17 protein-coding genes are annotated in these 24,108 nt (G+C 61.5%); 7 read left to right on the top strand and 10 right to left on the bottom strand.

The features are described from left to right. Nucleotides 1-117 precede the first annotated feature (117 nt). From NZK81_RS20045 to NZK81_RS20035, 3 genes are read right to left on the bottom strand one after another with little or no spacing between them, the layout of a single operon-like run. Nucleotides 118-1,128 (bottom strand): hypothetical protein, encoded by a 1,011-nt coding sequence (locus NZK81_RS20045; protein WP_260047823.1) that lies wholly within the window; start codon nt 1,126-1,128, stop codon nt 118-120. After that, nucleotides 1,128-2,051, bottom strand: a complete 924-nt coding sequence (locus tag NZK81_RS20040) for an aminotransferase (protein WP_260047822.1) — start codon at nt 2,049-2,051, stop codon at nt 1,128-1,130. Before NZK81_RS20040 ends, NZK81_RS20045 begins: the two co-directional genes overlap by 1 nt. 35 nt (nt 2,052-2,086) lie before the next feature. Beyond that, complete coding sequence (locus tag NZK81_RS20035) at nt 2,087-3,322, bottom strand: EVE domain-containing protein (protein WP_260047821.1); 1,236 nt, start codon at nt 3,320-3,322, stop codon at nt 2,087-2,089. 213 nt (nt 3,323-3,535) lie between these two features. On the opposite strand from NZK81_RS20035, the gene NZK81_RS20030 reads away from it, so the two are divergent. Both NZK81_RS20030 and NZK81_RS20025 read left to right on the top strand, forming a co-directional pair. Then, nucleotides 3,536-3,931 (top strand): hypothetical protein, encoded by a 396-nt coding sequence (locus tag NZK81_RS20030; RefSeq protein ID WP_260047820.1) that lies wholly within the window; start codon nt 3,536-3,538, stop codon nt 3,929-3,931. 99 nt (nt 3,932-4,030) lie between these two features. Next, the gene (locus tag NZK81_RS20025; protein WP_260047819.1) at nt 4,031-4,693 is read left to right on the top strand and encodes a HEPN domain-containing protein; all 663 of its coding nucleotides are present in this window, start codon (nt 4,031-4,033) and stop codon (nt 4,691-4,693) included. Nucleotides 4,694-4,723: 30 nt separating this feature from the next. Here NZK81_RS20025 and NZK81_RS20020 read toward each other — a convergent pair whose 3' ends face one another. The 6 genes from NZK81_RS20020 to NZK81_RS19995 form a co-directional block, all read right to left on the bottom strand. Next, nucleotides 4,724-6,187, bottom strand: a complete 1,464-nt coding sequence (locus tag NZK81_RS20020) for a hypothetical protein (protein ID WP_260047818.1) — start codon at nt 6,185-6,187, stop codon at nt 4,724-4,726. A 583-nt stretch (nt 6,188-6,770) separates the two neighbouring features. Then, entirely contained in the window at nt 6,771-7,397 is a 627-nt protein-coding gene (locus NZK81_RS20015) for a hypothetical protein (protein WP_260047817.1), read from the bottom strand. A gap of 106 nt (nt 7,398-7,503) precedes the next feature. Further along, nucleotides 7,504-8,553 carry a hypothetical protein gene (locus NZK81_RS20010; protein WP_260047816.1) on the bottom strand — a complete coding sequence of 350 codons (1,050 nt, stop codon included), beginning with the start codon at nt 8,551-8,553 and terminating at the stop codon, nt 7,504-7,506. Then, on the bottom strand, nt 8,546-10,663 hold the full coding sequence (locus NZK81_RS20005; RefSeq protein WP_260047815.1) for an ORC-CDC6 family AAA ATPase: 2,118 nt from the start codon (nt 10,661-10,663) through the stop codon (nt 8,546-8,548). Before NZK81_RS20005 ends, NZK81_RS20010 begins: the two co-directional genes overlap by 8 nt. Then, the gene (locus tag NZK81_RS20000) at nt 10,660-11,961 is read right to left on the bottom strand and encodes a metallophosphoesterase family protein (RefSeq protein ID WP_260047814.1); all 1,302 of its coding nucleotides are present in this window, start codon (nt 11,959-11,961) and stop codon (nt 10,660-10,662) included. The genes NZK81_RS20005 and NZK81_RS20000 overlap by 4 nt, the downstream gene beginning before the upstream one ends. Before the next feature lie 343 nt (nt 11,962-12,304). Further along, the gene (locus tag NZK81_RS19995) at nt 12,305-12,970 is read right to left on the bottom strand and encodes a UPF0149 family protein (protein WP_260047812.1); all 666 of its coding nucleotides are present in this window, start codon (nt 12,968-12,970) and stop codon (nt 12,305-12,307) included. A 188-nt stretch (nt 12,971-13,158) separates the two neighbouring features. On the opposite strand from NZK81_RS19995, the gene NZK81_RS19990 reads away from it, so the two are divergent. Continuing rightward, nucleotides 13,159-14,049: a competence protein CoiA family protein gene (locus tag NZK81_RS19990; protein ID WP_260047811.1), complete on the top strand. Its 891-nt coding sequence runs from the start codon at nt 13,159-13,161 to the stop codon at nt 14,047-14,049. Between the two features lie 53 nt (nt 14,050-14,102). Here the strand turns inward: NZK81_RS19990 and NZK81_RS19985 are convergent, their stop codons facing one another. Beyond that, nucleotides 14,103-14,978 carry a Rossmann-like and DUF2520 domain-containing protein gene (locus NZK81_RS19985; RefSeq protein ID WP_260047810.1) on the bottom strand — a complete coding sequence of 292 codons (876 nt, stop codon included), beginning with the start codon at nt 14,976-14,978 and terminating at the stop codon, nt 14,103-14,105. 165 nt (nt 14,979-15,143) lie between these two features. Between NZK81_RS19985 and NZK81_RS19980 the strand changes: the two genes are divergently transcribed. The 4 genes from NZK81_RS19980 to NZK81_RS19965 all read left to right on the top strand — a co-directional run bounded on the left by NZK81_RS19980 (nt 15,144) and on the right by NZK81_RS19965 (nt 24,000). Continuing rightward, on the top strand, nt 15,144-16,277 hold the full coding sequence (locus NZK81_RS19980) for a MucR family transcriptional regulator (protein WP_260047809.1): 1,134 nt from the start codon (nt 15,144-15,146) through the stop codon (nt 16,275-16,277). A 256-nt stretch (nt 16,278-16,533) separates the two neighbouring features. Further along, a complete protein-coding gene (locus NZK81_RS21750; RefSeq protein WP_419181724.1) occupies nt 16,534-17,460 on the top strand; it encodes a DUF7146 domain-containing protein in 927 nt (308 codons plus the stop codon). Nucleotides 17,461-17,492: 32 nt separating this feature from the next. Continuing rightward, a complete protein-coding gene (locus tag NZK81_RS19970) occupies nt 17,493-19,565 on the top strand; it encodes a ParB/RepB/Spo0J family partition protein (protein WP_260047807.1) in 2,073 nt (690 codons plus the stop codon). 142 nt (nt 19,566-19,707) lie between these two features. Beyond that, entirely contained in the window at nt 19,708-24,000 is a 4,293-nt protein-coding gene (locus NZK81_RS19965) for a strawberry notch family protein (RefSeq protein WP_260047806.1), read from the top strand. The last annotated feature ends 108 nt before the right edge of the window (nt 24,001-24,108 follow it).

Raw genomic sequence — 24,108 nt, 5'->3', positions numbered from 1 at the left:
CGCACCCAAAACCAAAAAGGAAAAATCACCCGCTTGACCCAACCCCCGCATCGCGGGAAACACACATCCACCCGGGTCACTTCTCGATGAAAATCCCGGGTCAACTCTCAGCGGAAATCAACAGGCAAAGCTGTCGCTTGCGATCAGACGCTCGAGGCCCTGGACCTGAGACGTCCACAGGACACCTCGACCACGGGCGAACTGCTCGCGGGCGAACCGCCACATACGAAGCTGCTGCTCGGGCGCGCGTGCGGCGAGCCGCGCAACGCGGCCATGAAGGCTGTTGGCCGCAAAGCGCTTCGCGGTGGCCTCGACAAGGTTGATCAGGATCCATAGCTCATCGCTCGATAGGCGTGTCACCAGCGCGCTGAGCCCAGACAATTTGTCGATGGCCTGGGCGAGCCTGCCATCATTGCCCCTACGCAGGCTGTCGCCGATGAGACCGACGGCTCTCACCAGCTCGACCACCACATACCAGCCGATCTTGCTGTCCGCGCGCGGCGCCTCGCCCGCATCCGGTTCGCCCGCCATGAAAGCGGCTTCGGCATCGTCCTCGGCAGGGTCGTCCGTTTCGGTATCCACTTCGTCCTCGACGGCCAATAACGGCCCCGAGCCGTCGCGGCCCGTCAGCGCTGCGTGGTCGTTCCAAAAAGCCGCAGTGCGCGCGAGCAACCGCTCGAAATCCGCGCCGAGGAAGGCGGCGAAAATCTCAGCGACGCCACCGCCGTAGCGACCCTGGCGCAACAGACTCGTCGCCATCGCCGGCAATCCTGCCATCTGGTATGCGCCCGCCGCTAGCAAGCCAACGGGCACGTCGCGCGTCACCGGATCGGAGGATCGCGCGAGCCATTCGAGCAGCTCTGCCGCGCGTCGATAGCAGCCAAGCGATTCCGGCGATCCCTCGCCGTCGATCTCACGAAAGATCCCTGCCGCATGCAGAAGCCGGCGCGCATCATCGAACTGCTCGTGAGATTCTCGCGGTCCCCACGCGATCGGTGGCACCTGCCATGAGGTTTGCAGGCTTCGAACGAACAAGCGGGCCTGTGCGGGCGTCAACTCATTCTCGGCGGCGCGATTGAAGCGCATGTTCATCGCCAACGCGCGGCGCTGTTCATCGAGCCGTGCCATCAGGGGTTGACCCAGAGCGAGCGATAAAGCCGCTCGATGAGATCGACGCCACCCTCGACAACGAGTTCGACGACCTGGAGCGGTCGCCCCGCAGTATATTCCGCGGGTGGCGCGGCACCCGGCAGGTAGGTCTCGCCGGGGTTTCGCCGGGCGGCTTTGTTCCCGGCCACGAAGATCAAATCGGTACGCGGAAGCGGAGCAGCGCCGATCAGCAGAGCGCGATCGAGCGACACGATCGCCTCGGCATATTGCTCGCGTGCCTTTTCGCACAGCAAGCGGTGCATCTGCTCCAGGCCCTGCGGCGCCGCCAGACCGCGGTTGAGCTCATTCCAGATGCCATCATTGGCCCGGACCCGCGCCCCTGGCGGACCAGTCCAGCCGCCGAGCATCATCTCCTCCATAACGCTTGGCGTGAGCGAAGCGCGCCATTTGGCCTCGCCGGCAATGAACCGCACCACTTCGCCGGTAGCTGGATCGATCCCAAGCGCGATAAAGTCGTTACCGTGGCGGCCGGAGATTTCCCGCACGCGTGCCGGATCCCGCGCCAGATCGAAGATATAGGCCTCGACCTCCGCGTGGTAGCGAAACAGGAAGATCGGAATCGACCATTGATGACCACCGACGAACTGGTAGGCCTGGGTCATCAATCCGGCCATCACTTCGCCGAACAGCCCCTTCTTGGCGGTCGCCGGAAGGCAGTTGGGATATTGCGCATTACCACCCGGCCCATCGGCATCGGGATGCAAGTCGATCCGGGCGGCGCGGTGAAACACGTCACGCGCGTCGAGGTGCGCAGACTCGAAATAGGGCCGCAGTTCGGCGACAACCCCATCATCGACCGGCTCCGCCTGCTCGAACAGCAGATGTCCGTAATTGCCGTTCACCCGGGCAACGCCGCGAAGCCAGCGGTTGAGGAGGGGCATTGGTGGGGGGCAATTGTGGAGCATCGTATCGACCTTCACCAGATCGCGGTCTGAGGGATGGTCAACGTCTCGCCGTCGACCATGATGGTCCAACCCGCGCGGTCGGCCGCGAGCACCTCGAACACGCCATAATGTGCCTGGCGATGGTGATTGGGGCACAGCACCATCACGTTCGTTGCTTCGAGCACACCGGCTTGCAGCGTGCTCACCAAGATCACATGATGCGCTTCCGCATAGGGCTCACCGCTGCTTTTGACGAACGCGACCGCATCGCGCCCGAGCGCTTCGCAAATCTGGCAGCGGTACTTGCGCGCGGCTTTCACCTTGTCGCCGATCGGTCCGCGCTCGATCCGACGGCTGACCACGACGCGCCGCTTCGGAGGAAGGGTTGCGGCCATCGCTTGCAACGCCTTCAGCCCTGTGTGGGACCGCGAGCCTCGGATCGCCGCCAGATCGAGCAGTGTGAACTCGGCCAGTTGCGCCAGATGGATGAAGCCGGCTGCCGGAAATGGGGTCGTGGCCCATTGCAGGCCTTTGCGAAGCAGGTCGAACGCATCGTTGCTGGGTAGATCTTTCGCGATGATAGGCACATCGAATGTGGCGAGCCGCTCGAGGCGCACACGATATTCTGGCTTCGCGCCAAGCACCGGGTCAATGAAGAATTTGGGATCGGGCTCAGGCTGCTGCTTGGTCGCCTCCACGACTTCGACCAGCGCTACGATCGCAGCCGGAGTTCCCTGATGAGCCGTTCGGCGGACCACGCCAAGATCGCCGAGCTGGATCAAATCGCGATCATGCGGAGTCACATAATAGAGCAACGACCTCTCGCCTGAGGATGCCCACGCATCGGCATCCCACCGCGTGGGATTGGCCTGGAAAATCCAGTATCCCGTCGGTGGGACCGAGCGGCCCGCAGCGGATTTCGGTTGCGCCAGCGGCGCAAAGGTCTCGGGAACCGCCATGGTGAGCTGGTTTGCTGCCTGGCACATGCGAAACGAGCGATATTTGCCTGCGGCATGACGCAGCGTCGACATCGTTCGGTAGTAATCGCCTTTCGAGACAATGCCCGGTGGGAGGAGCTTTTTCGCCGCGGCGTCCTTCGTGGAGTATTGGAGCGCCGCGATCACCGCCGCCATCTCATCGGCGTCGAAGGCGATATCGAGGTCGCCGAATGCTAGTTCCAGCCGGTGAATGCGCGAAGTCTGATTGCCCGTGGTCTTATCGACGATCGGAAGAGTCCCTAGCCAAGTCTTATAGGCGTCTTCCTGCATATTCCCCCGCCCATGGTGCCGGCCTCGCTGGACGCCCCCGCGCCTAAATGATTAGCATAGTGTCTTTAGTGGTCCCTGTCGCGACCAGCTTGCCGATACCTTGCTTTTTGTTCCGCCATTCTGGACCCATCGCCGGCTTGGCGCCATCTTGCTCCCCTTCAGGCACGAGTCCGCTGTCAGGACGACCGAACGACTATGATATCTGGGGGAATAGTGACGAACACTGCCGCAATCGAATTGCTTGAGATGATCCGCCGGGAATTGGCCGACATCCATCGGGGAAAGCACTTCGCGCAATGGCGTCCGGAGGCGGTCCAGCGCCTCGATGGCTTGGCAACTCTACCGCCCTTCCACGCTTATGCTGCGACCCGTATCTTTACTGGCGACAATGGCAGCCTTGTCGCCAGCACTCGCTTCGGCGAGTGGGCGTTAGATCGGCTCGTGACCGGCGAAACCCCCGAGACCATTCTTGCCGCATTCGATCACGAGTTAGCGCGCAATGCGGCAACCTACCTCGATGTCTCTCCAGTCTTCGGAGTCGATATTGATGCGATTTGCGAGCTTGTCGAAGGCATCAGAATCATTCCCGCTTCCGAGGTCTCACCATAGTGGAAGCCTCACCCGATCCATCATTGGATGGCACTCCCCAACCTCCCAACCGGAACTTGTTATCTTACGCAATCGTACCAGGTCGAACCTGCATTCGATATGCAGTCGGACGGCGGCAGCCAAGGCAGCGAAACTAGCCCTGTAGCTACGGAGCGGGAGCGCGTCAGGCAGCAGGTCAGGCTGGCCTGTCTTTTGGCTGGCACGGGAGATGTCGAGCTGCCCATCTCAATGTCGGTGCCCGACCGCCAATGTCTGTTCGTCGGCGGCGACGGGAATATCGCCTCCCGGCCGATCGCGGCATATCCTGTGGTGGCGTTTCCGACCGAAGCTGCGGCCGTCAAACGCGCATACGATCAGCTCGCCGCCTTCGCAGAGATGGAAAGCCTGACACGGGCGATCGACCGACTTGGTCGCGCCCGGTTGGCACGGAGTGCCGTTGATCAAGCGCTCGAACTCGGTATCGCCACCGAGATCGCGCTGATGCACGGCGACACTTCCGGTAATACGGAGATCACACACAAAATCGGTAGTCGAGCGGCGTGGCTCCTGGGACAGAACGCCGAAGAACGCGCGACCATCTTTGGCGAGATCAAAGCGCTCTATCACGCGCGGTCCAAAGCCGTGCATGAGGGGACATTGCCGAAGAAGTCGAAGGTCGACCTCAGCGAGGCCGATAGGCTCGTCACCCAGATCCTCAATGCGATCGCGGCCCGAGGCCGCTTTCCAAACTGGTCCAACCTGACGATGGGCGGACAGGGATAGCGTATCTTTCAGATCGCAAGACTTGCCAGGCTATTTCCGGGTCAGCCGGGAAGGTCCATCGATGACGAGGTCCATACCGTCCTCAAAGGTGCCCATCGCGTTGCTGATCGCGCCGGGATAGCGATCAGCAAGAAATCCGCGCAGCAGCGACTGCCGATGGTCGGGCGAGATCTTCTCCGAGAGGACGCTATCGATGCTGGCCCCTCTGCAAGCCGTCAACAGCCCTTCAAATTCGGCGATCGAGCAGACGCTGTAGGGGTGGCGCTCCAGCAAGACGCGATCCAGCCCATGTTTCTCGAATTCCGCTTCCACCAGCTTGTCGAGATGCTTGTAGAAAAAGGGGCCGAAGCAGAACCATTCGTGGAACGTGACCACCATCGGATGCACGGGTCGGCCGTCGGGTTTCCAATGCGGATACCCACCCGCAAGGGCTTCGCCGAGCGTAGTGTAAAGCTGCCCTACATTCCCAGCGAGGCGTTCGATCGCGGCAATGAATGGCGGCTCCGGCGCAATCTCGGTTTGCGATGCGATATCGAGCCGGCCAAGCTTGCATTCGACGAATAGTGCTGCGCTCTGATCGATGACGATCCAGTCGACGCTTCGACGCTCCGGTTTTCCCCAACATGCCTCCTCCCGCAGCTCGAACGTATCCTTGCCGATCCGCTCCATCACCTTTCCGACATAGCGTTCAAAGGCCTTGCCTATGGCGTTGCCGAACCCCCGATCCGCTCGCATGAGATCAAAATAGAGACCGTCTGTCAGGCGTTGAAGGAGGATTGGGGGCGCCGGACACATCACCGACCGCGGATTGCCAGCGTGAACCAACGGATAGGCGCGGAGCGGGTTGAAGCTGTAGGCCCAATTTACATCATAGCTTTGGCGCTCGACCGTCGCCGCCCGAAGCTCGTCAGACGAACGCGAGATCCGCTCCGATAGCGCTAGCACGGGCGCGCGAATAGACTCTTCGGCCGCCGGCAGGAACTCGAAGGCGAGGGTCGGACGTCGAACCATCTCCTCGGCAAACAGCAGGATGAGCTGGAAGAGCTCGCCTGTCGACATCCCGAACTCGGCCTCAACCATCGGCGCGACCGACGGGTGAGAGTAGAGCATGTGATAGCGCGCGAGCACGCCATTGGTCGGTGGGGACTGCCATGGGAACTGCTGAAATGCGATCCGCGACAATTGAAGGATAATATCCTCAGAGCGCGACCCGTGCAGTCCCCACGACTTGTCGTCGAGCCGATGGATCATGCTCATGGCCTTGAACGCATCACCGGCTGTGTTCAGTGGCCTCCCACCTCGCACCTGCCCATTGAGGATGACCTCTCGTGCAAGCAGCTCGACGAGATGCCCATAAAGGCCAGCTTTGATGTTGGACTGGCCCCGCCGGAGTGCATCATTCTTCAACTGCTCGGGCAAAGCCTGACCGAATTGTAGGTGCTGCATATAGTAGTACGTGGCACCCAGGCCGCTCCAAAGGTTGAAGCCGCGCATAAAGTTTCGGAGTGGCTTGTAGAAGGCGTACACAAACCATGCTGACAGCCCCCCGCATAACTATCAACAGCGATGGCGACTTTGAACTGCCCTGACAGGTAGAGGACCAGACGAGAAAGTCGCGATTGAGTGCCGGATCGCAACCGAGATGGTGGTGGGCACTTAATCACCATAAACTCGTCGGAATTGCCTGTTGATCTCCTAAAATTCGGCCAGCCTTCGTGCCGTAAGTTTAGGAATGACCAAGCGTGCCGCCGCCTCGGCAGTGTCCGCTATCCACACTTTCACTCTCCGAAGCCGACGGTCAAAAATGTCCCACGATCCAGCATTCGCTTCCGGCGGCACTCGACCCAACAAGCATCGTTCCAATGCGGCGCTCCAAATGTCCGCTCGCAACGAAATGTGCCATCAAGTCCAGCCAATTCAGCATCTTTTGCGGACCGTAATCGCTGGGTGCATCTCGCCTGTCCCGACCATTGCGGTTGATGAATACCATGTCGCTCAGCAGCCGTCGAAACAGGCGCTTATCTCGGTCTCCTCGCCGAGCCTGAATCTCATCGTGACGTATCAATCGGTGCTGACCTTACGGCAGGAGAAAACCAGCCTTTCCAATCCTTGAGAGCTCGCCTCGGAACCAAGCCTTGTACCCGTCGTCGGCTCCGGCAATCTCCCTCCTCGCGTCAATCTCGCCGAGGTCGAAGTCGTCCGGCAGGGAAAAGCGGATGCCGGATCTCAGGAGCGTGCCGACCAGATAGTCATAGCCGACTAGATGATCTTCGTGGTGTTCAATGGCAAAAAGTCCGAAGCGATCGCGGATCAACGGGTCGATGATATTGTAGATGAATTCCAGCGCCAGGTCCGATGGATCATCGTCGTCCGGAGGGCAGAAGTGCTGCACTGCATTCCGATATTTCCGAAGCCTCTCATAGCAGTCTGGGTGAGGAATGCGAATACCGGTAGTAGCCCAGAGCATCTGAGGCAGCTTGTCGAAGTCATAAGTTCGCCCCCGCTTCAACAGGGTCGGGAAATCAAGATCAGCAGAACCGTTGTCATCGAGGCCAGGAACGTCCTTGAATATCAGCAATGGATGTTCCGTCGCGATGATCGCCTTGATGAAAAGCTCGCCCGCATGGGCTGCATTGAGGACCGACATTAGCGGCCAGTGCTCATTGCCAGGGTCCATGAAGCCGGCATGCGTGTTGGCCTGCATCAGCGACGCTCGAGCCAAGCCGAGAATCCGCGAAGGGATTTCACTTAGCAGCTCGTCTCGAGATCCAGTCATCCCTTACCAGTTCGCGTGAGCAACTGATCGAACATCAGCGTGATGCCAGATAGGTCAAAGGGTCGAACCTGTCCTCGATCTCGTAAAGCATTGGGTCTCCCGAGGCCTGGACATCGACGGCACGATAGGACGCCGGGGTACGGCACACCACCTCCACCCGCGGGTTAGCTAGCGCGGCCAGTGCAATGCCGATTGCGTGCGGTTTGGAGCCGATCGCCATCATCGTGGTCCCGCGAGCGATGGACGATTCCATAAAAGTGACGGCATGGCGCGCGACCCCGACCGCATCGCAAAGCTTAATGTCCACCTGAATAGCATTCGGCTCGCGAAGCAATTCCTCATAAGCCATACGTTCGCTCCCGAGCATGGGAGCATCGCGACTGGGCGACGTCTCCTCGATGCAGATCAAGCCGAGCCGTCGCGGTTCGAAACGCTCAATGAAAGGCAAAGACAGTCCGAGTTCGCCGCCGAGCGTGACGAGAAGATCAGCATCATTCGCGATATACTCGCTTGCTTCAAGATAGGGGATTTGCCGGGAATGCCATTCGCCTTCCGAGAGAAGCGAGCGGGGTCCGGTGAGCGCCGGGGGCGCGCCTGCGTCGCCCGAGACGAGGTCGTATTTGCCGGGTGTGTAAACGCAATCCATGCGCGCGATCAGCTCATCGGAAAAACCGAGTCCGATGAGATAGAGGACGTACGTCTTTGGGATACAGGTCACGTCGAGGAGGATCGACAGAGGGCGCTCTGCCTTAGCGTAGAGATCTTGCAGCCACGCCTTGATGCTCGCGAAATTCTTCTCGGCATCGGTTGAGGCTTCGAGTTCCTTCACGCCGAGGTCCGCCCGTAGCTTCCGAAACACCTCCAGCTGCGCTATCTTTGCCGTCTCTACGTCTTCCGAGCGCGACATGAATTTGAACAACGTCAGTGGCGCATCGAGGCCCTTCAGGCTCGCGAAGGCGGTCGGGCCGCGCGATTCCCAACTGAGACCGGCGACGACGAGATCATACGTGCGCTTCAATACTTCGTTCTGTTTCAGCTTTCGCTGACGGACCACGAAGTCGCCAACGGCAAGTTCGTCAGCCATGATCCGGATCCATCATGATCAGGAGATCGAGCTGCGTGCTGGATGCGGGAATCTTCGCAACCAGATTTTCGGCCCAGTCCCTTGTGGTTACCGTGGCGCCTCCAAGGCACAAGATCGCTAGATCCTGCGGGTCAAGGGCCACGGCTTCGTAAGCGCCGCGAAACGAGAAGCGGAACTTGGGCGAGAAACGGCGGTGGAGGCGGAAAGCGACCGAACGAAATTGGCCGTCGATATGTCGCACCTGGTGCCGCCGTATCTCGACGGGACGCAAGTAGCCGGCGAGCTCCGCCTGGCGGATGGCGGCATTGACGAATTTTGCGCTGTTCGGAAGACCGTCGGCACCCATCAGTGACATGTAATCCACGAAAAAGACACCACGCTCGGTGGTGCTGAGCGTCCTGGGATCATTCGGACTGGTCTGGAGCAGCGAAGTGTACTCGCCAAGTCCCGCGAGCAGCCGGGAGATGACGTCCGTATCGATTTCCGATCGCCTGCTCACCCCTTCGAAATAAGCTTCACTTGCAGAATAAATGCCGTTCGTCTGGATCGAGTTGGCGATCGGAGTGCGGCTGGTCGAAAATCGGCTCAGATTTGTCGGTTCCTTGGGATCCCATTTGTGGGCAGTGACATAGGCTTCGTAAATTTCACCCATGATCTCGAGGAAATCGCGGATCGAGCCGTCGGCCAGCGAGACGACGATGTTTGCGCCAGCAAGTGGAAGCCGGCGAATGCCGAGGGCCGTGGCAAAGTGAAGAAACGCGCCTCGTTGCTTACGGCGTAACCAGGCCTCGAACGCAGCATGACCGAAGCTGTCCACGAAGGTCGTTAGCTTCTCGATATCGCCCACTTCCAGCGTTGTCTTGAACGCTTCTTCGCGTCCCCGCCACAACATCAGGATGTAGGCTTCGTAATACGGCAGCCGGCCTTCCTCGGCGTCGTACCGCAAAGGAATCTTTTTCTTCTTTTCCCGCAACAGGGCGAGAAGCCGCTCGGCGCCCTGTCGAAGCAGCACGGTGGCCGGCCGCGCCGAGCGGCTGACTAGCGCCCCCATCATGTCGTTCACGTCCCAGCGCCCTAGGCGCTGCTGGAGGTCGAAGAAGGACGAGATTTCGCTCTGGCTTAGTGTTGGACGTGCCGCCTGCGGAAGCGAGAAGATTAGCCGCAGGCTCACAACGGATTGGCAAAGCTGCCTGAATGCATTCTCGTTGCGCCCGTCAAGCGAGATGACGCGGCGGTCTGCATCGGTAAGCGGCTGCGACTCGATAAAGGTCTCGCTGTCGTCGCGGCCGCCACCGACAGAGCTGACGACCCAGGAGCACGGCGCGCGGCTGAGCCGAACGAGACTGTTGAGGCTCTTGCGCTGCAGAGGGCTCAGGACCTCGCAATCATCAAGGCAGAATTTAAATCCGACGACCTGCGGCCCGACGTTAGTCTTGAGCCGGATTGCCGCGCTCACCCGCTCAGCGAAGTAGGAGAGCATCCGGTATGGCTCGCGATCCGGAAGTTCTCCGACAAGCTCGCCCACGGTCCCGCGGCCACAGGCACGGTTCATCGCGCTGACCATCAAGCGCAGACACCGAGCCAGATCGAGAAAGGTGATTGGCTGGCGGGGTCCAAAACCGGCGACTGCCGGGAACTCGTCTACGAAATCTGAGACGAGTTGCAGCTCCTGCGCCGCTGCGATCTCGATCTCGCCCATCTCACGCAGATGATGGGAAGCGTCCGCGACTCGCTCGATGCAGATCGCCTCGACCGCCGCCGAGAAGAAGGAATAGAATTCATACTCTGGATTTTGCACCTTTGGAAAGATCGCAGCCCAGTCGGTGAACGACATGGACGCGGAGATATGGTCCGGAAAACGGATATAGATTCCAATATTCTTGAAGTCGGCCAGCCGACGCTGCATGCGCAGCGACTCGTTGTAGCAGAGGTCTTCCCAACAGATGCCCTTGAGCAGCGTTGTCTTCCCGGTGCCGCGGGTCCCGTGAATATAGGTCGACTTGTCGGCCGACAACTCCTCCGCCTCCTCCGTGAACCAGATCAGTGGCCGGCCATCGGTATGATGTTCCCACCTGGTCGGGCGAAACGGATTGATTGCGCCGCTGGTCATATCCGAGCTTCCAGTATCCAGCTGTCGGGCTTTGCGTCGTAATTCTCCACCGCGATTGACTGGTCTGCCATGAGAAGCTCAACACACTCCTGCAATTGCTCGTCGACATCCGACTGGAAATGTTGCCCACATTCGCGCAGCAAGTCCGACCAGTAGCATTGTCGTGTTCCAAGAAGGTAGGCGTAGACCTTCGCCAGCCCCCCATCGAGCGATCTGCGGCGCTTTCCGATGAGCGGCACTGTAAGTCGCTCACCCTCCCGGAGCACGGCGGATTGGTCGAACGTCCAAGGAATCACGTGCCCGACGAGCGGATTGCCGGAACGGGTGAAGACAACCTCGACGACATTGAAGCCAGATTCGGCCGCAGGTGCGGAGATGCAGACCAAGGCATCGCCGCCCGGCACCGAGAGGACCTCCACCGGATCTGTGTGGATATGCCCGTGGAGATAGAGGATCGGACGCTTGGCTTCCATGAGCGAGGATCGAACCGCCCCCGAGTTGACGAGCTCGGTATAGGGCGCAAGCCGGGTGAGGCGCTGGGGCAGGAGATTATGGTGTGCGACCACGACAAGTTGCTGCTCGCGCGGCAGCGAGCTGGCGAATTCAACCAGTTCGGAAATGCTTGCATCCGAGAACGCGGGTGTGTCGAACTGCCGATCATAATAGGCGCTCAGAACCTTGGGGTCGCCTTTGGCGATCGCGGATTCTATCGCTGTTCCGACGCTGTCGCGAAACTCCGCCGGAATATACTCGACAGCACCGCAGCCCCAGCAGCTGTTCATGAGGACGAGGGCGCATCCAGCATCTGTCGAGCCAACGTGGCCAATAACTGACTTTTCGACCGGGATTTGTCCAAGGCCAGCCGCGCTGAGGGCAGCGTTGAGCGGGCTGAACTTCGCCGACATGCTCGGTTGCTTTGCAAGGTTGCGATCGATGTCGTGGTTGCCGGGCACGATTCCGCAAAAGGTCGAAGCGTTCCGCCGCCCGGTGCCGAGCTGAAGCGAATTCGTCACATAAGCCAGGCCAGCCTGGTAGCCATCCAGCTTCCCGAAATCGGTCATGTCGCCCATAAGGAGGACACCATCCACCTCGCCGGCTTCGCACATTCGATAAATGCGCTTGAATACGGTCTTGATCGGCTGGCGAGAGATGACGTTGCGCAACTCGACGGAGAAGGTTCGATCCTTCTGATCTACTGTCCGCTCAGTCCGCGCTGCGGACGGCAGGTGCAGATCGCCAATCTGCAGTAACCGAACGCGCGGTAGCCCCAAAACCCGATCTCCCCCTTTGATCAGCAACCGTGTTGCACGCGTTCTCGCTTCCTCGCAAGAAGATGCGCATCTCCTATAGCCACAACCCAGGCGTTCGTCTTGGAGAATGCTATAAGACCTGCCGACGCACTCTACAAAACATGCGAGTTCGCCGTTTGCGGCAGCGTTTGATTACGAGCGTCTGCTTTCGCCGGCAGCGGACGTTCGAGCGTTCCACTTTTAATGACGGCTTCGTCCCAGATATTCCCTGTCCAGTTCGTCGAGACTCAGGTGAATTGAGGGCGGCTTTCGAAAAGCTCGTCGGAGCCTGAGAACGTCCGCACGCCGGCTAGAGCCGTCGCTGGGCTTCATCCGTCGCGGCGAAGCCGCCTCAATTCAGGCCGCAGCACTTCTTGTACTTTTTCCCTGATCCGCAAGGGCATGGATCGTTGCGCCCGACTTTTCCTTGCCGAGGGGGCGACGGCCGGTTGGGATCATTCTCCAATCGCAACGCGTGAAGTGTTTCAACCCAGATCGGAATGAGATCAGGTGCCTCGCGAGTCCACTGCTCAACTTTGCCGTGGGACAACTGCGCCTCGCCATTTGCGATCGCATGAAGCTTCGCCATGCCCTTGAGCGCCGCCTTGCATCCGGCGTCGCTGCTGACGGCGATGCGCTCCCACCCGTCAGGGGCCAAGTCCATCGCTTGCACGAAACCCTCGACCCACAACTCCCAGAGAACGTCGTCATTGCGAGTGTCGATATCGAACAACGGTTCATAGCAACCCGGTTGGGCCAGCGAAGCCAGAACGTCGTTGTAATGCCGCATGATCAGATCGATGATGTGTTGGAAATCCTCCATCTTCTCGAAATGCGGCAAGCCGGCGCCGTCATCTCCGGCCCAGATGTGCTTCAGCCAGACGCCGGGTGGAACCAGATCCGGGCTGACCAATATGCCGGCGAGGTAGCCGTCGAGTTGGGTAAGCAACATCCAGTCCTCGCCCTGATCGAGGAGCAATTGATCGAGTTCATCGAGGTAGGAGGCAAGTTCACTCATGTGGCTGGCTCCCTATCCCAATCCACGGCTGAGCGTCCAGATTCCCGTTCTGGATTCGGGAAAACCACCGGCAGTCCCAGCCGATCATCAAGTGAAGATGTGTCGCTTACCGGCGCGCGGCTGTTCTCGACAGTGGACCAGTCGTATCGTAGATTTACCTGACCTGCCAATTCCTCGACTGAATGCCAATGTCGAAGGTGCAGCAATTGATAGAACAACCCAAGCACCGCAACAGCCTTGGCTATGTGATCATGCAACGCGGCATCGGCGTGGGGGCCGAGGACGCCATGATCGTCTGGGGCATCAAGCCGGACGGTACCCGTCTGTTCATTGACGAGGCGCGGAGAGGGCGCGCGGATCACCTGAGATGCGAATGCGGGGCAGACCTGATCGCCCGCAAAGGCGATGTACGTGCCCACCATTTTGCCCACGCTTCAGGGGCAGCGCAGTGCTGCAAGGAAGCGCACCTCCATGCGCTGAGCAAATTTGCGGCTGATGCGCTGAAGCGATTGAGCAAGGTCAGAATTCCTCGAATTCCCGGCAAGCCTGAGATTACCGGGTTGGCAGACGCAATACCGGAGGTGTTCGGCGACTTTGGCGGCGTCAGGATAGTTCGAGGCTCAGGCGATGTTCGACGTGAGCTTTGCATCCTATTGGCGATAAAGCGCGCCAAATGTCCGCCCGGGAAAGAAAGGTTCGAACAGGCAGGCATCTCCGCGATGGTTGTCGACCTCTCTCAGTTTCGCAATTCGCCCGACGGACGGATCGCAGATGCTATCGCGTTCGCGGCAGACAGATCGTGGTTGTACAATTCCCGGAACCCGGAATCTAAGGCCATTTCGCACACTGATCCAGGCGGTCCGCCAAAGTCTTCGCGCCGCACCAGGGGGCACAGTCGCGGCAGTCCTCCCACCCTTCATGTGCCGGACGTCGAAAGTCTGGCCGCTGCCGCAGGGGATCAAGCCGCTTCCAGTATGGATCAGACGAGACCGGGCAGTAGCGACAATCAGGTGGATTGGAGCAGTCTGTCTCCCGCTGAACTGAAGAAAAGGCTTTTCGGCGACCGGTTTGGAGACTGACTTTACCGTGAGCCCTATCCCCCGCTGCGTTTGCCATCTCAAGAAGTTTGTCGTTATTTCCCGAGAAGGTTGAGCAAATTAGCTCGGTTGAGCGGGTCGCTGCGGCGTTCGAGTTCTTCGACAGTGGCGAGCGCCATGGCGCGATAGGCGGGGAGCAATTCGGGGCAATCGCCTTCCAGTGCCGCGAGGTGTCGACGGATGGTCTCCGTATCTCCACGCAGTACCGGTCCGGACAATGCACCAAATCCATTGGCGATGCTGTTTTCCAGGGCTGCGCGTGCCAGTGGTGCAAGCAGAATTGCAGGATCATCTACACCTGCGGCGCGCAGAGCATGGGACGCACCGGAGAACAATGTAACCAGATGGTTCGCGGCGTGGCACAGCGCGGCATGATAAAGCGCGCGATACGCTTCCGGGACCTCGACGGAAATTCCTCCCAGCGCTTCCACGATGGATTGCGCAAGCAGGGAGCTTTCCGGGCTTGATCCGGTGACAGCAAAGCGCGAGCGGGCCATGCGCTCCAACTCAAGCTTCGGGTCGCCTGTGAATGTCATGGCAGGATGGATTGCCGCCGTCTTAGCGCCCATTCGGCGCAGAGGTTCGAGCACCGCTGTCCCGCTTCCGCCGCTGACGTGGAAGACGAGCGGAGCTCGGCTCAGCGCCCCGGCCTCGCTGATTGCGCGAACGATCTCCGGGATCGCATCATCGGCAACCGTAATGGCAACGACGTCGCAGGCATCCACGATGTCTGAGAGTGAACTGACAGCCTGGGCATGGGCAAGATGTCCAACCGCCTCGCGGCACTTCGCAGGTGCGCGTCCCCATACCATGAGAGGCGCCGATGAATGGTTTTGCAGACCGAGCGCAAGTGCTCGCGCGACCCTGCCGGTTCCGACGATCCCGATCTGACTGAAAAGTAGTGTGTTCACAGCTTCCTGTTACCGGGCAACATTCCGTCGTTCCACCGGTACCGCATTGTCGAACCGGAAATTCTGACATTGATGGCGGCCAGGGACGCCGCAATTTGACATTCAACCTGACGCGGGGCAGCACGTGTTCACCGCTCCTTGCACTAAATTTCCCGATGGACAGTTATGGACGACTTTGACGCGCGCCGCGCTTCGCTTGATCTGGTTACGGCGTTTGTGAACAACAACAAGCTCAGCGCTGCCGAGCTGCCGACATTGCTGGGCGATGTATTCAAGGCGATTTCCGGCTTTGAAATACAGACCAAGGAAACCGTCGATCTGACAGGCAATCAGGCCGAGATTGTTGCTGAACCCGAGGCCGCACCTGCGCCTGAAACAAAGCCTGCGGCAACACCGGCTGCACCCCCCAAGCCCCCAAAAACGAAAGCCTCGGTTTCCAAACCCGTGCCAAAGGCTTCAGCTACCAATACACCCGTGGTGTCCATCGAGGAATCGCTTGCCGATCCGAATGTCATCGTTTCGCTGATCACGGGCGAGAAATTCAAGATGCTGAAGAGGCACCTGACCAAGCATGGTCTGACCGACACCGAATACAGAGCTCGGTTCAATCTACCCGATGATTATCCGATGGTCGCGCCGGCGTACGCCGCGCTACGCCGCGAGGTGGCGACCAAGACGCATGCCCGTGCCAAGAATGCCGGTGCAGGGGACAAGGTCGCGGAAGCACCGGCACCTGAAGTCACGGAAGAAGTTGCCAAGCCGGTCAAAGCGAAGGCTGCTCCAAGCAAGAGCACCTCGAAGAAGAAGAAGGCGGCTTCGCCCAAGAAGGCTGCCGGCGCTGAAACCGCTGCTCCCGCGAAGGCACCCGCCCGGCGACCTCGCGCTAAGGGCGCCCCGGCCAGTACCGCACCGGTAAATGCTGCCGATGCCGTCCCGGCATCTCCGGAAACCCCGAATTCCAGCCCGGCACCGGCATCTGAGGTAAAGACCACACCGCAGACAGAGACGACAAAAGCAGCAAGCACGTCAAAGAAGGCCGCAGCCAAAAGGCCGGCCCCCAAACGGCGTATGGCAAGGCAACCGGCGGCGGAGAACACTTCGGCCGATGCCACAGCAACCCCGGCTCCGCTCGAAGCATCCGAGGCCACCGAAGCCAGTTCAGCGGTCGCACCTGTTGCGACCAAGCCGACGAAGGGCAGATCCAGAAAATCCAGTGGTGGGGCTGCGGTGTCCGAGGACGGTGCCAAGGCCAAGCCCGCCCACAAGGCGCGCAAGACGCTGACACCGGCCTATCGCTGATTAGCCGGCAAGCCACAGATCGGCGCGGCAAGTCCGAATAATCCCCGAAGCCCTGCAGATCGGGCACGATCGGCCTGCAGGGCGCTTGTATTCTAGACAGGCAATTGGGCTAAATATGCGAGTTGTGGCGGTTGCGAGATCGGCCAACTCTCAAGTCCCCGACCAACCTGCCGCCGGAATTCACCGGTAGTCGAACATGGCTTCGGAAATCTGGAGGAGGTGAGGGGGAAGGGCATGTTCCGTTCGGGGAGCAGCTATGCCCACACCGTCCATCATTCACCCCTATCGAGATATGGAAAGCGAGGCGGCCAATCTCGTTAAACGGCTTGGCGGGATCTGGACGCCGGGCGGCGGAATGTGCCGCTGCCCGGCGCACAATGACCACACGCCTAGCCTGTCGGTGCGGGTGGGCAGGACAGCCCTGTTGTTCAAATGCTTCGCAGGCTGCGAGACCGTCGATGTCATGCGAGCAATCCGGCGTCTCGATGTGAGTAGCCCTGCGGGTGGCGAGAGGCTCACCGGATCACCAAGTTCGCCCCTCAGCCCGGTTTGGCTTCGACGGCGCGCACAGGACTTGTGGGACGAATCCTTGCCGATCGCGGGAACGCTGGTCCAGGCCTACCTCCTGCGCCGTGCTATACCGCTTACGCCATCCGCCTTGCGCTATCATCCCCGCACGCCGCTGGGGCGAGGTAAGCTTGCGGTGTTTCGTCCCGCCATGCTCGCCGCAATTCACGAATATGGCCGCCTCGTCGCCCTCCAGCGGACGTTCCTCGACGCCCATGAACCGCGCCGAGCCCGTGACCTGGCCAATCCGCGCCGGTCTCTCGCCCAACCGGGCCGAGGCGCTGTCATCCTCGCACCGGCGACTGAAGTGCTGGGCTTTGCCGAAGGTGTGGAATCGGCCCTTTCTGCCATGATCCTGCTGGGTCTACCGGTCTGGGCAACGCTTGGCAGTGAACGGTTTCCTCACGTCGCTGTGCCGGAAACCGTCACCCGCCTGATCCTGCTACCCGACGCCGACCGGGCAGGGCGCATCGGTGCCGCCAAGGCCAGTGAGGCTCATGCCGTGCCAGGCCGCACCATCGAGACGATCTGGCCGCCGGCAGGCTTCAACGACTGGAACGACTTGCTGCGGTCAAGGAGGAAGGGGGTGGGGAAGAGGACGCGGCAAGCGGCCTGAATGGTCGGGCCTCGTCCGCCAGGAGAATATCCATGTCCCAGCCCATCATCTTCGTCCCGGCCTCGAAACTGACCAAGTCGCCGAGCAACGTGCGCAAGACGAGCGATCCTGAAGCCGATGCCCAGCTCGAAGCCAGTATCGTCGCGCGCGGCGTGATCCAGAACCTGATCGGTCTTCCGGTTACGCGGAAGAAGGGCCACTATCGGATCACTGCCGGTGGCCGCCGTCTCGATGCCGTTCACCGGGCCATCGAGAAGGGGGACCTCCCCGCCGATACCGAACTGACGGTCATGGTGGTGGCCGAAGCGAATGACGCCATCGAAATCAGCCTCTCGGAGAACTTCTTCAAGCTCTCAATGTCGCCTGCCGATGCCTGCCGCGCTTTCCAGGATATCATCGAGACCGAGAAGAAGACGCCTGCCGATATCGCCAAGCGCTTCGGTCTCACCGAACGCTTCGTGCTCGGCCGCCTGCGGCTTGCCAATCTTGCCGAACCGGTGTTTGAGGCCCTGCGCGAAGGCGAGATCACGCTCGATGTCGCCATGGCCTACGCCAGCACGTCGGATACCGCACGTCAGGCCTCGGTATTCGAGCAACTGGGGCAGGGCTACTACCGCAGCAACCTCAGCGAAATCCGCCGCCAGCTTGCTTCGGGCGGCTATCGCGGCAGCGAACCAAAGGCGCTGCTGGTGGGCCGAGAAGCCTACATTGCCTCTGGAGGCCGGATCGATGCCGATCTCTTTTCCGACGAGGAAAGCGAAATGTGGATCGACGGCGATATCCTCGATCACCTCGCAGAAGAAAAGCTGACCGCTGCCGCCGAAGCCATCCGGACACGCGAAGGCTATGCCCAGATCCGTGCGGTTCCCGCCTCCCACATTCCCTACACCGAGACCTATGACCTGCGGCATGTCGATGGCGAACTGCCGCCGCTAACCGAGGAGCAGGAAGCGCGCTGCGCGGCGATCCAGTCCGAGATCGAGGCGATCGAAGAGACGGCCGACGACGAGGACGGCGAGGGTTACACCGCTGACGATGAAGCCCGCGTCCAGGCACTCGAGGCGGAATACGAAGCGATCCAGAATCGGGTCCCCGTCCTCACCGATGAGCAGAAGGCGTCCTCGCTCGCCTATGTAGTGATTGGCCGCGACGGCCAGCCGAGGGTTCACGAGCAGCTCTACGTCGCGCCGGTCGAAGAGCCGGTGGGCGACGACGAGGGCATCGAGCCCCATGGCGGCGATGACGAGGATGGTGAGGATGCCCAGGCGGATGCCGCATCCAGGCCCGCGCACAGCCAGCGTCTTATCGACGAGCTTGCCATGATGAAGACGGAAATGCTGGCGGTTCATGTTGCGAGCGATCCGCGTTTCGCGCTCGATCTCGGGACCTTTATCATGGCTGATGCGGCAACCCGGCTCTACGGCGGCATGGAACTCGCCAGCGACCTGCGCGCCCGGGTTCCATCACCTCGCGTTTCCAACTTCGAGAGCGGCACGCAAGCCGCCGAGGAATGGGCGCGGATCGAGGGTTCCCTCGACCGTAGCTGGTGCGATCATGACGATGTCCGGATGCGCTATGATGCCTTCTGCGCGCTTCCCGAGGAAGCCATCGCGGGCTGGCTGGGGTGGGCGGTAGCACGCACGATCGATGCCGTGCCGGCAGGCGCAACGGGCAGTGCCTTCATCGACCATCTGGGCACGAAGCTGGATATCGATGTCGCGGCCTGGTGGCGGCCGACGGCTCGCAACTACTTCGATCGCATCACCAAGCCGGCGATCCTTGATCTGTTTGACGACGTCGGCGGGGCGGACCTTCGCCAGCGCTACGGCGCCTCGAAGAAACACGACCTTGCCGCCTCGGCCGAGAAGCTGTTTGCCGGCGACATTCTGGTCGAGTTCGGCATCAAGGAGCGAGCTTTGGCCTGGCTCCCCGATGCCATGCGCTTCGCGCCGCTCGACGCTGCGGACGGCGCAGCACTCGCATATGATGACAACGGCACCGTTGTGACGAGCAGCGAGCCGGAAATGGAAACCGCTCCCGACATGGAAGCGGACCCGAACCCGGCGGACGAGGATGACAGCGATCCGATCGCCGCAGCCGCCTGAACTCGACTGAACCCTCCTCACGGGGCCGTGACGATCATGTCGCGGCCCCGTTTCCTTGCGTCCCGCTCACACGGACCGAGGGGGAAAGGAGGGATGGGCAAGGTGGCGGAAGAGCCGTCTGATTTACCCAAGGATCACCTCGATGAACCTGCCGCTTCTCAATCTCGCCGGGGCCGATGGCGCTGCCGGTACCACCAAAGCCGACAAGCTGCTCAGCGTTGCCAGGGCCGTGGCCGATAGGCTGTCGCGCACGCAGTCCATATCTCGCCGAAACCTCGCCCAACTGATGACCGAGACGTTCGGCGCATCGGACGCCGATGGTGCCTGGTCGATGCGCGATGCCTATGACGCACTCGAGACCGCGCAGGTTCTTTTCCTGAAGTGCAACGACTGGGGGCCGCAGAAAGGTGACGATCCCCACGCCGCGTTTGCTGCACTTCTCGCGTTGCAGAAGAGCCTGCCGACACAGACCTACCGGTCCGAGACCCAGATCGATCTGCAGCAATTCAGCACACCGCTCGCCCTGGCATGGCTTGCTGCCCGGGCTGCGCGAATTGGGCCGTCGGACCTCGTGCTCGAACCTTCGGCGGGGACCGGCATGCTTGCGGTCCATGCAGCACGGGCCAGTGCGCGGCTGCTGCTCAACGAACGAGATCCCGGCCGTGCTGCATTGCTGGGCAGGGCTTTGGATCGCGAGGTCACTACGCATGACGCCGAGTTCATCCACGACAAACTGCCCGTTGGCGTTTCTCCCGACATCATTCTGATTAACCCGCCTTTCAGCCGCAGCGAGGGGCGCGGCAACGATCGGCACGCTGGCGCGCGCCATCTGCGCTCGGCACTTCTGCATCTCGGTCATGGGGGACGCTGCGTGGCGATCATGTCGCCCGGTTTTGCCTGCGATGGCAGCGCTGCGACGGGCTACACCGCAGTGGCCGAGGTCGCGCCGCCACGCGCGGAACTGACGATCCTGGGAAGCCCTTTCGCCAAACACGGCACCAGCATCGCGGTGCGTTTGCTGGTTTACGACAAGGGCTGTGCGGGGCCGGTGGAGCGCCACAGCGTCCATTCGCTGGATGAGGCCTTGCCGGTCATTCTGGCACTGCCGCCCCGGCTCGATCCCTCGCCGACACTGCCACCTGCGGCGTCCCTGCCGCAACCGCCAGTGTGTGTCGCTGCGCGGCTTGCCGCCTCGCCCCTGTTCTCGGGGCTCGCATCGCCGCGCCGTAGCATACCCAGGCGGGATCCGCGCATCGACGATCAGGCAAAGCCGCTCGAATACACGGTGCGCGAGACGCCGCTGCCTGCGGGCGATCCCGTTGGCATCTATGTGCCCTGGCGGCTTTCCCGGATCGCAATCCCGGACGCTGCCGCGCATCCGGACCAGCTCGTGGAATCGCTTGCCATGGCCTCGGTGCTGCCACCGGCGCCCTGCTATCGGCCCATGCTGCAGGCACGAGCCCTTGCCGCGCTTTCCGATGCCCAGCTTGAAACCGTCATCCAGGCAGGCGAGGCGTTCGAGCGCGATCTGCCGGGCACCTTCGTTCCCAACGAAGCGGGCGATCAACTGGCCGAAGCCGCGGATGGGCATGTCTATCGCACCGGATATTTCATTGGCGATGGCACCGGTGTCGGCAAGGGACGCGAAGTGGCCGCCTCGATCCTCGACCAGTGGAACCGGGGACGGCGCAAGGCAGTGTGGATCTCGCTTGCCTCCGGCCTCATCGAGGATGCCCGCCGCGACTGGTCGGCGCTGGGCGGCCTTCCCATCGATATCCAACCGCTCGATGCCTTCCCGCTCGGCAAGCCGATAGTCATGGCAAGCGGCATCCTGTTCCTGACTTACGCGACCTTGCGATCTTCACGCCACGATGAGGCCTCGCGGCTCCAGCAGATCCGTACCTGGCTGGGGCAGGACTTCGAAGGCATGCTGGTGTTCGACGAGGCACACGCCATGGCCAATGCAGCGGGAACAGAGACCGAGTTCGGCGCAGCCAAAGGTTCCGAGCAGGGGCTGGCCGGCGTGCGCCTGCAGCACGCGCTGCCGCGCGCACGCGTGCTCTATGTCTCGGCGACAGGCGCTACCGATCCGGCGAACCTGTGCTACGCCGCGCGCCTCGGATTGTGGGGGCCGGGCACGGCCTTTCGGGATCGGGCCGGGTTCATGGCGGCGATGGAAGATGGCGGGATCGCCGCCATGGAAATTGTCGCACGCGATCTGAAGGCCATGGGGCTCTATACCGCCCGGGCTCTCAGCTTTGCCGGCGTCGAATACGAGCCCCTCGAACACAAGCTGACGCCGGACCAGATCGCGATCTACGACGCCTATGCCGACGCCTGGGGAATTATACATCAGCACCTGGATGAGGCCCTGAAAGCCACAGGCGTCGTCGATCGCATGTCGGGCGATACGCTGAACGCGCAGGTCAAGGGTTCGGCACTCTCCCGGTTCGAAAGCGCAAAGCAGCGATTCTTCAGCCAGGTCCTGCTCTCCATGAAGATGCCGAGCCTGATCCGGGCGATCGAAGCCGAAGTGGCGGCCGGCCATGCCGCCGTCGTGCAACTGGTGACGACCGGCGAGGCGGTCCTGGAGCGGCGTCTGTCAGGTCTGTCCGCGCAGGAACGCGCGCATCTCGCCGTCGACGTTTCGCCAAGGGATGGGCTGATCGACTATCTCAGAAATGCCTTTCCTACCCGGCAGATGCGGGTCTTTACGGCGAGTGATGGCACCGTGCGTTCCGAACTGATGGTCGACGAACACGGCGCGTCGGTGCCGTGCCGCGAAGCCATGGCTGCGCGCGACGATCTGATCGAGCAGCTGTGCGGCATGCCGCCTATTCCCGCGGCACTGGACGCGCTGATTGCCCGCTTCGGCAGCGACGCGGTCGCGGAAGTTACCGGCCGGACCAAACGCATCGTCCTCGATCCGCACGGCAACCAGAAGCTGGAATCGCGTAGTCCCGGTGCGCGCAAGGCTGACAGCGATGCCTTCATGGCCGGGCGCAAGCCGATCCTCGCCTTTTCCGATGCCGGCGGCACGGGGCGTTCCTACCACGCGGATCTGGGCAGCGGCAGCGCCGGAAAACGCCGCATTCACTTCCTGCTCGAACCGGGCTGGAAGGCGGCCAGCGCCATTCAAGGGCTCGGGCGTACCCATCGCACCAATCAGGCCAGCGCGCCGGTCTTCCGTCCTGTTACCACCGACTGCAAGGGCGAGCGGCGCTTCATCAGCACGATCGCGCGGCGGCTCGACAGCCTGGGTGCTCTCACGCGCGGCCAGCGCCAGACCGGCGGGCAGAACCTCTTCGACCCGGCCGATAACCTCGAAAGTACCTATGCGCGCGAAGCCCTGACCCAGTGGTATCACCTGCTGCACGCCGGCAAGCTTTCCAGCACAACACTTCCCGACTTCACGAACATGACCGGTCTCAAACTGGTCGAGGAAGACAGCGGCGCTCTGCTGGAGCGCCTGCCGCCGATCCAGCGCTGGCTCAATCGCATCCTGGCGCTCAGGATCGCAGTGCAGAATGCCATCTTCGAGGAATATGGCGGGCTCATCCAGGCGCGTATCGATGCCGCGCGCGAGGCGGGCACGCTCGATCTGGGCGTCGAGACCATTGTCGCCGAACGGATCGTGCCGCTTGGGGATCAAGTCCTACGTACCGATCCCGTCACCGGTGCGCAGACACGCCTGTTGCGTCTGGAGCTTCACACCAAGCCTCGCACCATGTCCTGGGCGCGGCTCACGCGCATGTGGGAAGGTACCGATGGCATTGCCTGGCTGAGGAACGGCCGCTCGGGCAAGGTCGCGCTGCGGGTTCCCTCCTGGTCGATCACCGATGACGAGGGGCGCCCGGTACCCATGTGCCAACTGGTTCGACCCACCGGAAGCGAACGCCTGTCCGCGCATGCTCTGGAGGGCACCCACTGGCTGCCGATCGAGCAGGATGCGTTTCGCACATTGTGGGAGGCCGAAGTGACGGCGGCCTCGGCCCAGCTGGATGTCGAGACGATCAGCCTTGCGACGGGACTCCTGCTACCTGTCTGGCACAAGCTCCCAACAGATGATGTTCGGGTCCGGAGGATTGCTGACAGGACCGGCGAAGCATTGCTCGGCCGGATCGTCATGCCGACCGCCGTCGAGAAACTTCAGGCCGAGTTTGGCCTTGCCGCATCAGTGAGCCTGACGCCGGCCGAACTGATAGCTGCCGCGCGAAGTGATGGCGGCGTGCTGGTCCCCTGGCTCGACGGCGTTCGCCTGGCCTCGGTCTTCGTCAACAACAGCCGCCGCCTGGAACTGCGCGGGGCGGCCCCTGGCGACCGTGACTGGCTCAAGGCGCGGGGCTGCTTCACCGAGGTCATCCAGTACACCACACGCATTTTCGTGCCCAGCGATCGGGCTGAAGAGGTGCTTTCAGCGATCTCGCGAGGCTGATCCGGCTTCGGCATCCACACCATCACGCCTTGGCTAGTGAAGGGAGTGGGGGAGGGTAGGTGCGCCCGGTTGGCCGGGCGCGCATTTCAGAACCTCAAATATGGAGAA

This window comes from Novosphingobium mangrovisedimenti, from assembly GCF_025153475.1.
Classification (GTDB): Bacteria; Pseudomonadota; Alphaproteobacteria; order Sphingomonadales; family Sphingomonadaceae; genus Novosphingobium; species Novosphingobium mangrovi_A.
This window is presented reverse-complemented; position numbering and strand designations above follow the sequence as displayed.